Consider the following 12,213-nt stretch of genomic DNA (forward strand, 5'->3'; position numbering starts at 1 on the left):
GTCACAACCTCACCGGCGACGATCCTCGCCGGTGGTTGAACGTTAGCGCGTACCGCATACCTCGCACTGCGGGTGGCGCATCAGCTTCATTTCACGAAACTGGCAGGTCATGGCGTCGTACATCACGATTTTTCCGCTGGCAGGGGTGCCGTAGCCGGTCAGCAGCTTAATGGCCTCCATCGCCTGCAGGGAACCGATAGTGCCCACCAGCGGGGCCATCACGCCGGCTTCGACGCAGGTGAGGGCATTTTCGCCAAACATGCGGCTCAGGCAGCGGTAGCAGGATTCGCCCTGCTGATAGGTGAAGACGCTGATCTGCCCCTCCATGCGGATCGCCGCCCCGGAAACCAGCGGGGTTTGGTGGCGGAAGCAGCCGGCGTTGAGCTGGTTACGGATGGCGACGTTGTCGGTGCAGTCGAGCACCAGATCGTGCCCGGCAATCTGCGCCGCCAGCGCCGGTTCATCCAGTAAGGCATTGAGCGGCACCAGATGAACGTGCGGATTAATGCGCGCCAGCGCCTCGCGGGCGGAATCCACCTTAGGCTGGCCGAGGGTGGCATCGCTGTGCAGCGTCTGGCGCTGCAGATTGGAGAGCGAGACGGTGTCGAAATCGAGCAGGGTGAGCTGCCCCACCCCGGCGGCGGCCAGATACTGCGCGGCGGCGCAGCCAAGCCCGCCGAGGCCGACCACCAGCACCCGAGCGGCCTTTAGCCGCTCCTGGCCGTCAAAATCAAAACCGCGCAAAACAATCTGCCGGTTATAGCGCAGCATCTCTTCATCGCTCAGCTCCACGGCCATTACAGCCCCCCAAACAGATGGCTGAACGGTTCGACCTCGACCCATTCGCCCGCTTCAACGTGGCCGCGCTCGCGCTCCAGCACGATAAAGCAGTTGCCGAGGCTGAAGGAACTAAATATGTGCGAGCCCTGATGGCCGGTGGTGGTCACCACCAGCTCGCCGTCCGGGTTGCGCTGCAGAATACCGCGTTGAAAATCGAGGCGGCCCGGCGACTTTTTCAGTCGTGTGGCGGCGCGTACCCGCAGGCGAGTTGCCTGAAGCGGGCCGTACTTGCCCGAGAGCTTCGCCAGCAGCGGCTGCACCAGCTGACAGAAGGTGACGGTGGCGGAAACCGGGTTGCCCGGCAGGCCGCAGAACCAGCTGCTGCTGAGCTTGCCGAAGGCGAAGGGTTTGCCCGGCTTGATCGCCAGCTTCCAGAAGCCGATCTCCCCCAGCTCTTCAAGAATGGTTTTGGTGTAGTCGGCTTCGCCCACCGAGACGCCCCCGGAGCTGATGACCACGTCGGCCTGCTGGTCGGCGGCGATAAAGGCCTCACGCAGTTGCGCCGGATCGTCAGGAATAATGCCGAGGTTAATGACCTCGCAGCCCAGCTGTTCGAGCATCAGATGCACCGCCAGGCGGTTGGTATCGTAAATCTGGCCGTCGCCGAGCGGTTGACCCGGCAGCTGCAGCTCATCGCCGGTCGAGAAGACCGCGACGCGAACCTTGCGCACCACCTCGACGTCGGCAATGCCCAGCGAGGCCAGCACCGGCAGCTCGGCTACCGTCAGCGGCGTTCCCGCCGGGAAGACCACCGCGCCATGGGCGATATCTTCTCCGCGGCGGCGAATATGCTGCCCGGCTTTCACCGGCGCGGTAAAGCGCACGCCGGCGTCGGTCTGTTCAGTCTCTTCCTGCATGACTACCGCGTCGCAGCCTGCAGGCACCGGCGCGCCGGTCATAATGCGGATACAGGTGCCGGTGGGCCAGGCGTCGTGAAACGGCTGGCCGGCGAAGGCCTTCCCGGCGACCGGCAGGGCCGCGCCGTCGCGAAGGTCGCTCAACCGGACGGCATAGCCATCCATCGCCGCGTTATCAAAGCCGGGGACATCCAGCGGGGAGATAATGTCATGGGCGGTAACGCGCGCGAAGGCCTGCAACAGCGGTACAGTTTCCGTGGCGCTCAGCGGCGTAATACGATCGAGCATCTGGGTGAGGGCTGTGTCGAGCGGCATCAGTCCGGCGGTAAAATCCATGGGTCACTCCTGCGGGCAAAACGGCGAAAACGCCTATTATGGCAGAAAAGCGGCGCGGGCTGTATGCCACCTGGGTACGAGGCTTTACATCGCCCGCCGCTCTTTCTATATTCAAAAATTGTATAAGACATTCAGCAATATAATGATATCAATACCCTTATTCCTGACGTGACCGGCGCCGCGACGCGCTACGACAGGGCGGGGGCTATCCACTTCATCGTTAAGGACTGGCGAAATGGGCAAGGCGGTTATAGCAATTCACGGCGGCGCAGGGGCGATTTCTCGCGCGCAGATGAAGCCGGAGCGGGAGCGGGAGTACGTGGCGGCGCTGTCGGCTATCGTCGAAAGCGGACAGAAAATGTTGGCTGCGGGCGCCAGTGCGCTGGATGCCGTGACCGAGGCCGTCCGTCTGCTGGAGGAGTGTCCGCTGTTTAACGCCGGGATCGGCTCGGTATTTACCCACGATCAAACCCACGAACTGGACGCCTGCGTGATGGACGGCTACAGCCTGCAGGCGGGGGCGGTGGCCGGGGTCAAACATTTACGTAATCCGGTGCTGGCGGCGCGTCTGGTGCTGGAGAAGAGCCCGCACGTGCTGCTGATCGGTGAGGGGGCGGAAAATTTCGCCTTCTCCCACGGAATGGCGCGCGTCGATAACGATCTCTTTTCCACCCCCGAGCGCCTGCTGCAGCTGCAGGAGGCGAAAGCGGGTGGGGAGATCATCCTTGACCACCATGCCGCTCCGCTCGACGAACGCCAGAAAATGGGCACCGTCGGGGCGGTGGCGCTCGATCTGGCCGGCAATCTGGCGGCGGCGACCTCCACCGGCGGCATGACCAACAAACTGCCCGGACGCGTTGGCGACAGCCCGCTGCCGGGCGCGGGGTGCTACGCCAACAACGCCAGCGTGGCGGTCTCCTGCACCGGCACCGGCGAAGTCTTTATGCGTACTCTGGCGGCCTACGATATCGCCGCCCTGATGGAGTACGGTCAGCTCAGTCTCTATTCCGCCTGCGAGCGGGTGGTGATGGAGAAGCTGCCGGCCCTCGGCGGCAGCGGCGGACTGATTGCCGTCGATCGCGAAGGCAACGTCGTTTTACCGTTTAACAGCGAAGGCATGTACCGCGCCTGGTGCTATGCCGGCGATACGCCGACCATTGGCATTTATCGCGAATAGAACAAGGGAGAGGGAGAGTGCCGCAAACTCACGAAACGGATACCTGCGAAGTACTGGTGGTGCGCAACCTGAACGTGGCGTTTCGCCAGCAGGATGCGCCAGAGGTGCAGGCCGTGCGTCAGCTTTCCTTCAGCCTGCGCCGCGGCGAGACGCTGGCGATTGTCGGGGAGTCTGGTTCGGGAAAATCGGTCACCGCTCTGGCGCTGATGCGTCTGCTTGACGCCGCCAGCAGCGAGGTGAGCAGCGAGGGGCTGTGGCTGCGACGGCGCAACCGGCAGGTGATCGCGCTCAATGAGCAATCGGAGGCCGAAATGCGCCGGGTACGCGGCGCGGACCTGGCGATGATTTTTCAGGAGCCGATGACTTCGCTGAACCCGGTGTTCACCATCGGCGAGCAGATCGCCGAATCCCTGCGTCTGCACCAGGGGCTGGGGCGCGATGAGGCGCTGCGCGCGGCCAAAAAGATGCTCGACCAGGTGCGTATTCCCCAGGCGGAAGAGATGCTCTCACGCTATCCGCACCAGCTCTCCGGCGGCATGCGCCAGCGGGTGATGATCGCCATGGCGCTCTCCTGTCGGCCGGCGGTGCTGATTGCCGACGAGCCGACCACGGCGCTGGATGTCACCATCCAGGCGCAAATTTTGCAACTTATCGCCGTCCTGCAAAAGGAGATGGCGATGGGGGTAATCTTTATCACCCATGACATGGGGGTGGTGGCCGATATCGCCGATCGGGTGCTGGTCATGTATCGCGGCGAGGCGGTGGAGACCGGCAGCGTCGAGGAGATTTTCCGTTCACCGCAGCACCCTTATACGCAGTCCCTGCTGGCGGCGGTCCCCCGGCTGGGTGAGATGCGCGGTCGGGATCTGCCGCGCCGCTTTCCGCTGCCGGGGCAGCCGCTGGCGGAGACAGAAACGCCAGACACGGTGGTGGCGGGGGAGCCGATTCTGCAGGTGCGCGATCTGGTGGCCCGTTTCCCGGTGCGCGGCGGGCTGCTCAATCGCGTGACGCGCGAAGTGCATGCGGTGGAGAAGGTGAGTTTTGATCTCTGGCCGGGAGAGACCCTCTCTCTGGTGGGGGAGTCCGGCTGCGGCAAGTCGACCACCGGCCGGGCGCTGCTGAGGCTGGTTGAGACCCAGGGTGGCACCATTACCTTCGACGGTCAGCGGATCGATACCCTCTCCGGCAGCAAGCTGCAGTCCCTGCGGCGCAATATTCAGTTTATTTTTCAGGATCCTTACGCCTCGCTCGATCCGCGCCAGACGGTCGGCGATTCGATTATGGAGCCGCTGCGGGTGCATGGCCTGCTGGACAGGGAGGCGGCGCGCGAGCGGGTCGCCTGGCTGCTGAAGCGCGTGGGGCTGCAGCCGGAGCATGCCTGGCGCTACCCCCACGCCTTTTCCGGCGGCCAGCGGCAGCGGATCTGCATTGCCCGCGCGCTGGCACTGAATCCGAAGGTGGTGATTGCCGATGAGTCGGTGTCGGCCCTGGATGTCTCCATTCGTGCGCAGATTATCAATCTGATGCTCGACCTGCAGCGCGAGATGGGCATCGCGTTTCTGTTTATTTCCCATGATATGGCGGTGGTGGAGCGCATCAGCCACCGCGTGGCGGTGATGTATCGCGGCCGGATTGTCGAAATCGGCCCGCGCCGCGCAGTGTTTGAAAACCCGCAGCACCCCTATACCCGTAAGCTCATGGCTGCCGTACCGGTGGCCGACCCGGCCTACCGTCATCCGCAGCGGGTCCTGCTGTCTGATGACGTCCCGGGCAATATTTATAAGCGGGGCGAGGAGATCGCCAGCCCGCCATTGCAGCAGGTTGGGCCGGGCCACTTCGTCGCCCGCGACGCCGCCGACGTGCTGGGCAGAACATAACAACACATAACGCACCTTTTCAGGAGAACACGATGACACAACCTGTTTCACGCAAATGGTGGCTGGCGCTGAGTATCGCGGCGGCCCTGGCGAGCGCCCCCGCTTTTGCCGCCAAAGATGTGGTGGTGGCGGTCGGGTCTAACTTCACGACGCTCGACCCCTATGATGCTAACGATACTCTGTCGCAGGCGGTGGCGAAGTCCTTTTATCAAGGCCTGTTCGGCCTTGATAAAGAGATGAAGCTGCAAAATGTCCTTGCCGAGAGCTACACCGTGTCGCCGGATGGCCTGGTGTACACCATCAAGCTGCACAGCGGGGTGAAATTCCAGGATGGCACCGACTTTAACGCCGAGGCGGTCAAGGCTAACCTCGACCGCGCCAGCAACCCGGAAAACCATCTCAAGCGCTATAACCTGTATAAAAATATCGCCAGCACCGAGGCGGTTGATCCGACCACGGTGAAAATCATCCTTAAACAGCCGTTCTCGGCGTTTATTAATATTCTCGCCCATCCGGCGACAGCGATGATTTCGCCGACGGCGCTGAAAAAATATGGCAAGGATATCGGCTTCCACCCGGTGGGCACCGGGCCGTATAAGCTCGATACCTGGAACCAGACCGATTTCGTGAAGGTCAGCAAGTTCGATGGCTACTGGCAGCCGGGGCTGCCGAAGCTGGATTCCATTACCTGGCGACCGGTGGTCGATAACAATACCCGGGCGGCGATGCTGCAGACCGGCGAGGCGCAGTTTGCCTTCCCGATACCCTACGAGCAGGCGCCGCTGCTGGCGAAAAACAGCAAACTGGAGCTGGTGGCCAGTCCGTCGATCATGCAGCGTTACATCAGCATGAACGTGACGCAGAAACCGTTCGATAATCCGAAGGTGCGCGAAGCGATCAACTACGCCATCAACCGCCAGGCGCTGGTCAAGGTGGCGTTTGCCGGCTATGCCACCCCGGCGACCGGCGTGGTGCCGCCATCGATTGCCTACGCTCAGAGCTACCCCGCGTGGCCTTACGATCCGGCGAAAGCGCGCCAGCTGCTAAAAGAGGCCGGCTACCCCAACGGGTTTAGCACTACGCTGTGGTCGTCACATAACCACAGCACCGCGCAGAAAGTGCTGCAGTTTACCCAGCAGCAGTTGGCGCAGGTGGGCATAAAGGCGCAAGTGACGGCGATGGACGCCGGTCAGCGGGCGGCGGAAGTGGAAGGTAAAGGGCAGAAAGAGAGCGGGGTACGGATGTTCTATACCGGCTGGTCCGCCTCCACTGGCGAAGCCGACTGGGCGCTGTCGCCGCTGTTTGCTTCTCAAAACTGGCCGCCGACCCTGTTCAACACCGCTTTTTACAGCAACCCGCAGGTTGATAGCGCGCTGAGCGAGGCGCTGAAAACCACCGATCCGCAAGAGAAAACCAAACTCTACAAAGCGGCGCAGGATATTATCTGGAAAGAGTCGCCGTGGGTGCCGCTGGTGGTGGAGAAACTGGTCTCCGCCCACAGCAAGAACCTCACCGGCTTTTATATCCAGCCGGACACCGGCTTCAGCTTCGAACAGGCAGATTTAACACCGTGAAGGTCGAGATGATGCCCTCCGGCGCTAGTGGGCGGAGGGCGGTTTTTCCGCGGGGCGGGTTGTGGAGGTACGATGCTCAACTATGTGATTAAGCGCCTGCTGGGGCTGATCCCCACCCTGCTAATCGTCGCGGTGCTGGTGTTTCTCTTCGTCCATATGCTGCCCGGCGACCCGGCGCGGCTGATTGCCGGACCAGAGGCCGATGCCCAGGTGGTGGCGATGGTGCGCCAGCAGCTGGGACTTGACCAGCCGCTGCACGTCCAGTTCTGGCACTACATCACCAACGTGCTGCGCGGCGATTTTGGCATGTCCATGGCCTCGCGGCGTCCCGTTGCCAGTGAGATAGGCAGCCGCTTTATGCCCACCCTGTGGCTGACGCTGGCCAGCATGAGCTGGGCGGTGCTGTTTGGCATGGCGGCGGGGATCGCGGCGGCGGTGTGGCGCAATCGCTGGCCTGACCGTCTGGGAATGGCGCTGGCGGTGAGCGGTATTTCGTTTCCGGCCTTTGCCCTCGGCATGCTGCTGATGCAGGTGTTTTCGGTTGAGCTGGGCTGGCTGCCGACGGTGGGCGCCTACAGCTGGCGGCACTATATTTTGCCGTCGCTGACCCTCGGCGCGGCGGTGGCGGCGGTGATGGCGCGCTTTACCCGCGCGTCGTTCGTCGATGTGCTGCATGAAGACTATATGCGTACCGCCCGGGCGAAAGGGGTGAGCGAAACGCGGGTGGTGCTCAAGCATGGTCTGCGCAATGCGATGATCCCGGTGGTCACCATGATGGGGCTGCAGTTCGGTTTCCTGCTCGGCGGCTCGATCGTCGTGGAGAAGGTCTTCAACTGGCCCGGGCTGGGGCGACTGCTGGTCGATTCGGTAGAAATGCGCGATTACCCGGTGATTCAGGCGGAAGTGCTGCTCTTTTCGCTGGAGTTTATTCTTATCAATTTAGTGGTGGATGTGCTGTACGCGGCCATAAACCCGGCTATCAGGTATAAGTAAGGTGCGATTGCTTAACTGGAGAAGGCAGGCGGCGCTGAACGCCATGCCGGGCATCAGGCCCGGCGAGATCCATACCCCCTGGCATGAGTTCTGGCGGCGCTTTCGGCGTCAGCCGGTGGCCATGGGCGCCGGTATTTTCGTGCTGTTGCTGATTGCGGTGGCCATCGTCGCCCCATGGATAGCGCCGTACGATGCGGAAAATTATTTCGACTACGACCGGCTTAACGAGGGGCCTTCGCTGGTGCACTGGTTCGGTGTCGACTCTTTGGGGCGCGATATTTTCAGCCGGGTGCTGGTGGGGGCGCAGATCTCGCTGGCCGCCGGGGTGCTGGCGGTGCTGATTGGCGCGGCCATCGGCACGGTGCTTGGGCTGCTGGCCGGCTACTATGAGGGCTGGTGGGACCGGCTGATTATGCGTCTGTGCGACGTGCTGTTCGCCTTTCCGGGGATCCTGCTGGCGATCGCGGTGGTCGCCGTCATGGGCAGCGGGATGGCCAACGTGATTATCGCCGTGGCGATCTTCTCGATCCCGGCGTTCGCCCGGCTGGTGCGGGGCAACACTCTGGTATTAAAGCAGCAGACCTTTATTGAATCGGCGCGCAGCATTGGCGCCAGCGATGCCACCATCCTCTTCCACCACATCCTGCCGGGGACGGTGTCGTCGATCGTGGTTTATTTCACCATGCGCATTGGGGTATCGATTATCTCGGCGGCCAGTCTGTCGTTTCTCGGTCTCGGCGCGCAGCCGCCCACGCCGGAGTGGGGCGCGATGCTCAACGAGGCGCGGGCGGATATGGTGATGTCCCCGCACGTGGCGCTGTTTCCGGCGGTGGCGATTTTCGTGACCGTGCTGGCGTTTAATCTGCTGGGGGATGGCCTGCGCGATGCGCTGGATCCGAAGTTAAAGGGGTAGGGTGAGGGAAAGCACCGCCGTGCGGTGCTTTATATTATTTGTGGCTTCAGCGCACATTGCGCTCCCGGTTAATCTTCTGCGTTATGTCTCTCATAGCGCAGGGAGCGCACAGGGGGCGGCCAGTCGCCGCCGCCCCCTGTCCCCCCGGGCTCCGGCCAGCAACATCGCCACTGCGTGGTGCCTTCGACTTATCCCTGCAGGCTGCGGGTCGGGCCGAGGCAGCGTCCGTGCAAAACACGGCCCTCAGCCCGCATCCATGCGGGCTGCCCCGGCCTTCCGGGAACGTCTCAGCGATGTTGAGGCCGCCAGCACCGGCAGTTTCAGCGGCCCCATGTCCGGCGGCGATTCACATATTGGGACTGGTCCCCGTAGGCCGGGTAAGCGTAGCGCCACCCGGCAAAATAACGGCGCAACAGGGTTGCCTGGAAGGTCATCAACGCTTGCCCGGCAGCGCTGCGCTTGCGCGGGCCTGGGGGGGGAGCCTACGGGAGGACCCCGTAGGCTGGGAATGCACTAAGCCGCTATCCGGGAAGCTGGACTAGACCCGGGTTCCCCACAGGTCGTATTCGTCGGCGTGCTCGACTTTCACCCGCACCACGTCACCCGGCTTGACGCGGGTTTCGCCGTTCAGGTAGACCGCGCCGTCGATTTCCGGGGCGTCGGCCATGCTGCGGCCAATGGCGCCTTCTTCATCAACTTCATCCACCAGCACCAGGATTTCGCGACCCACTTTTTCCTGCAGACGCTCGGCAGAGATCTGCTGCTGCAGCTGCATAAAGCGGTTCCAGCGCTCCTCTTTCACCTCTTCCGGCACCTGATCCGCCAGCTCATTGGCGGTGGCGCCTTCAACCGGGCTGTACTTGAAGCAGCCGACGCGGTCGAGACGCGCCTCTTTCAGGAAGTCGAGCAGCATCTGGAAATCTTCTTCCGTTTCCCCCGGGAAGCCCACGATAAAGGTGGAGCGCAGGGTCAGATCCGGGCAGGTTTCACGCCACTGCTTGATGCGCGCCAGCTGACGGTCAGCGGAACCTGGACGCTTCATCAGCTTCAGGATGCGCGGGCTGGCGTGCTGCAGCGGAATATCGAGGTATGGCAGAATTTTGCCTTCCGCCATCAGCGGGATCACATCGTCAACGTGCGGGTACGGGTAGACATAGTGCAGGCGCACCCAGATGCCGAGCTTCGCCAGCTCTTCGCACAGGCTGACCATGCTGGTCTTCACCGGCATACCGTTGTGGAAACCGGTGCGGTGCTTGACGTCGACGCCGTAGGCGGAGGTGTCCTGCGAAATCACCAGCAGCTCTTTCACGCCAGCGTCAGCGAGGCGTTTGGCTTCCGCCAGCACTTCGCCAATCGGACGGCTCACTAGGTCGCCGCGCATGGACGGAATAATGCAGAAGGTGCAGCGATGGTTGCAGCCTTCAGAAATTTTTAAGTAGGCGTAGTGGCGCGGCGTCAGCTTAACGCCCTGTTCCGGCACCAGGCTGAGGAACGGGTTGTGCTTCGGCTTTGGCGTATAGTGGTGGACGTGCTCCAGCACCTGCTCATAGCTGTGCGGACCGGTGATCTCCAGCACCTTCGGGTGCACTTCACGGATCTGATCCTCTTTTGCGCCGAGACAGCCGGTGACGATCACTTTGCCGTTCTCTTTCAACGCTTCGCCGATCGCTTCCAGCGATTCCTGCACAGCGCTGTCGATAAAGCCGCAGGTATTAACGATCACCATATCGGCGTTGTCGTAGGTAGGAACGACGTCATAACCTTCGGTACGCAGTTCGGTCAGGATACGCTCTGAGTCCACGAGGTTTTTCGGGCAGCCCAGGGAGACGAAGCCGATTTTCGGCTGGTGCGTGACATTGCTCATAGCTTAAAAAGTGTTCAATTATTGGAATGGTCAGGGCAGGAATTCTACAGATCTTTGCGAAAAAGAGTATAGCTCCGTCACGGTTAATGGTGAAAAAGCGCACCCAGCCCTGCCTTTCATGCCCCTGCCGCTAAAGCGGATCCCGCACGCCCCGGAGCAGAGGGGCGGGAAACGCTTCCGGCAAGCCGTGCGCGCAGGCGGCGATTCACGCCCGGCGTTGCTGCCGGGCAGAGACTTATTGCGCCGGGGTGACGGCTCCGGAGGGGGCGGCGCCGGGCTTTTTCGGCTCGCGCTTATCCTGCAGCGTGAAGACAGAGATCAAAGTAAAGAGCCCGGCGATGCCGCCGAGGATCAGATAGGTGTCGGCGAAGCCAATGGTATCGTACAGATAGCCAGCCAGCGGGGAGTAAATGGCGGTGGCGATCGAGGCGACAAACAGCACCAGTAAATAGACTGTCGAAGAGAGCTTGTGGTCGAAGTTGGCGGCGATGAATTTAAAGACCGACACCAGAATTAACGGTTTCTCCAGGGCATGCATCATTTTTACTGCGCCAATCCACACTGGGCCAAGAGGCACCGCCGAACCAACAATACGTACCGACATGATCAGCCCGGCAATGATCAGCGCCCACTTGGCGCCGGTCCGGTTAACAAACCACGGCATCAGGCATAAGAACAGCGTTTCGCCGCACACCTGAATGGAGGCGAGGATCCCATACCAGCGGTTGCCTTCCTCCGGCGTCGGGAATTGTTGCGAGAAGTACTGGGCAAACTGCTGATCGTAGGTGTCATAAATCTGCGTGACGAACAGGGTAAAGAGCAGCAGCATCCAGAACTGACCATTCTTCGCCAGCTCGAGGGCATGGGAGACCTTCAGCGATTCGCTTCGCGCTACATCGGCGTCGGTTAATTCGATTTTGGTCAGCATAAAGCAGACGGCGGCGATGACGATGGCGAGGCTGGCGAGCCAGAAGGCCAGATTGGGATTGCTGTCGATATATTTACCGACGATCCAGGCCGCTGCCGCCCAGCCTAACGAGCCCCACATCCGCACCCGACCGTATTCGAACTGGTAGCGGCGGGAAATCTTATCGATATAAGAGTCGATCACCCCGCAGCCGGAGTTAAAGATGATCCCCAGATAGATCCCCCCCAGCAGCGCGCCAATCCAGAAGCTGTGCATCAGCAGCGGCGCGTAAACGTAGATAAAGAAGGGGCCTACCGGCAGGAGCAGGGCGACCAGCAGCCAAATAAGCCGTTTTTTCAGGCCGAACTTGTCGGAAATAAAGCCGAAGAAAGGCTGCATCAGCAGGGCGATAAAGGCGTTTACCGAGTAGAGCAGGCCGGTTTTCGTGGCGCTGATGCCAAGATGCTGGGTGGTCCAAATGACAAAGAAAGCCATGGTCGACGACCAGGCGAACAGGTAGAGGAAATCGAAAAGACTCAACAGAAGGTAGTTTCTTTTACCGGACGTCATGGTTCAGTTCCTTACAAACGGGCAGAGAGATTATCAGCGAACCGCGGCCGCGGTCGCTGTTTTTATTAAATGTTATACGTATTACATTAATGATTTGTTATGGCACTCTGGCTGACGATCGTGCAATAGAGTCTGCGATATAATGTGATCATTGCAGCACTATTTTGGCCACTTAATGGCGATGATAGCGATTTTGTTTCTTTGCGAAATTAAATGTGATCGTATTACATTATTTTTGTTATAGACCTGACAAAGCGGCAAGGTTGTCAAATTGTAAATGGTGTTAAAGTCTTGGGAATAATTGA

9 protein-coding genes are annotated in these 12,213 nt (G+C 61.1%); 5 read left to right on the forward strand and 4 right to left on the reverse strand.

Annotation, left to right across the window (positions count from 1 at the left end; all coding sequences use genetic code 11):
* Positions 1 to 42 precede the first annotated feature (42 nt).
* Positions 43 to 798, reverse strand: coding sequence for a molybdopterin-synthase adenylyltransferase MoeB (moeB, locus tag ACQUTP_RS11345; protein ID WP_428902387.1), 756 nt, complete (start codon positions 796 to 798; stop codon positions 43 to 45).
* Positions 798 to 2,033 carry a molybdopterin molybdotransferase MoeA gene (moeA, locus tag ACQUTP_RS11350; protein ID WP_017900147.1) on the reverse strand — a complete coding sequence of 412 codons (1,236 nt, stop codon included), beginning with the start codon at positions 2,031 to 2,033 and terminating at the stop codon, positions 798 to 800. Before moeA ends, moeB begins: the two co-directional genes overlap by 1 nt.
* 235 nt (positions 2,034 to 2,268) lie before the next feature.
* Here moeA and iaaA point away from each other — a divergent pair, with 235 nt between their 5' ends.
* From iaaA to gsiD, 5 genes are all read left to right on the forward strand, one after another.
* Positions 2,269 to 3,210, forward strand: coding sequence for a beta-aspartyl-peptidase (gene iaaA / locus ACQUTP_RS11355; RefSeq protein ID WP_131079878.1), 942 nt, complete (start codon positions 2,269 to 2,271; stop codon positions 3,208 to 3,210).
* 17 nt (positions 3,211 to 3,227) lie between these two features.
* Positions 3,228 to 5,087 (forward strand): glutathione ABC transporter ATP-binding protein GsiA, encoded by a 1,860-nt coding sequence (gene gsiA / locus ACQUTP_RS11360; RefSeq protein WP_032455763.1) that lies wholly within the window; start codon positions 3,228 to 3,230, stop codon positions 5,085 to 5,087.
* A gap of 32 nt (positions 5,088 to 5,119) precedes the next feature.
* Positions 5,120 to 6,661, forward strand: coding sequence for a glutathione ABC transporter substrate-binding protein GsiB (gene gsiB, locus ACQUTP_RS11365; RefSeq protein WP_032455764.1), 1,542 nt, complete (start codon positions 5,120 to 5,122; stop codon positions 6,659 to 6,661).
* Between the two features lie 72 nt (positions 6,662 to 6,733).
* The gene (gene gsiC / locus ACQUTP_RS11370) at positions 6,734 to 7,654 is read left to right on the forward strand and encodes a glutathione ABC transporter permease GsiC (protein WP_285755692.1); all 921 of its coding nucleotides are present in this window, start codon (positions 6,734 to 6,736) and stop codon (positions 7,652 to 7,654) included.
* Between the two features lies 1 nt (position 7,655).
* Positions 7,656 to 8,567, forward strand: coding sequence for a glutathione ABC transporter permease GsiD (gsiD, locus tag ACQUTP_RS11375; protein WP_004886276.1), 912 nt, complete (start codon positions 7,656 to 7,658; stop codon positions 8,565 to 8,567).
* 538 nt (positions 8,568 to 9,105) lie between these two features.
* Here gsiD and rimO read toward each other — a convergent pair.
* Entirely contained in the window at positions 9,106 to 10,431 is a 1,326-nt protein-coding gene (rimO, locus tag ACQUTP_RS11380) for a 30S ribosomal protein S12 methylthiotransferase RimO (RefSeq protein WP_048323498.1), read from the reverse strand.
* A 235-nt stretch (positions 10,432 to 10,666) separates the two neighbouring features.
* The gene (locus tag ACQUTP_RS11385) at positions 10,667 to 11,908 is read right to left on the reverse strand and encodes an oligosaccharide MFS transporter (protein ID WP_080935889.1); all 1,242 of its coding nucleotides are present in this window, start codon (positions 11,906 to 11,908) and stop codon (positions 10,667 to 10,669) included.
* Positions 11,909 to 12,213 lie beyond the last annotated feature (305 nt).

Source organism: Klebsiella sp. 2-CIP_Kleb., assembly GCF_050378715.1.
GTDB lineage: Bacteria > Pseudomonadota > Gammaproteobacteria > Enterobacterales > Enterobacteriaceae > Klebsiella > Klebsiella quasipneumoniae.

Excerpts from the sequence above, each read along its gene's own strand:
- moeB (WP_428902387.1), bottom strand. The coding sequence starts at position 798 with ATGGCCGTGGAGCTGAGCGATGAAGAGATGCTGCGCTATAACCGGCAG.
- moeA (WP_017900147.1), bottom strand. The coding sequence starts at position 2,033 with ATGGATTTTACCGCCGGACTGATGCCGCTCGACACAGCCCTCACCCAG.
- iaaA (WP_131079878.1), top strand. The coding sequence starts at position 2,269 with ATGGGCAAGGCGGTTATAGCAATTCACGGCGGCGCAGGGGCGATTTCT.
- gsiB (WP_032455764.1), top strand. The coding sequence starts at position 5,120 with ATGACACAACCTGTTTCACGCAAATGGTGGCTGGCGCTGAGTATCGCG.
- gsiC (WP_285755692.1), top strand. The coding sequence starts at position 6,734 with ATGCTCAACTATGTGATTAAGCGCCTGCTGGGGCTGATCCCCACCCTG.
- rimO (WP_048323498.1), bottom strand. The coding sequence starts at position 10,431 with ATGAGCAATGTCACGCACCAGCCGAAAATCGGCTTCGTCTCCCTGGGC.
- ACQUTP_RS11385 (WP_080935889.1), bottom strand. The coding sequence starts at position 11,908 with ATGACGTCCGGTAAAAGAAACTACCTTCTGTTGAGTCTTTTCGATTTC.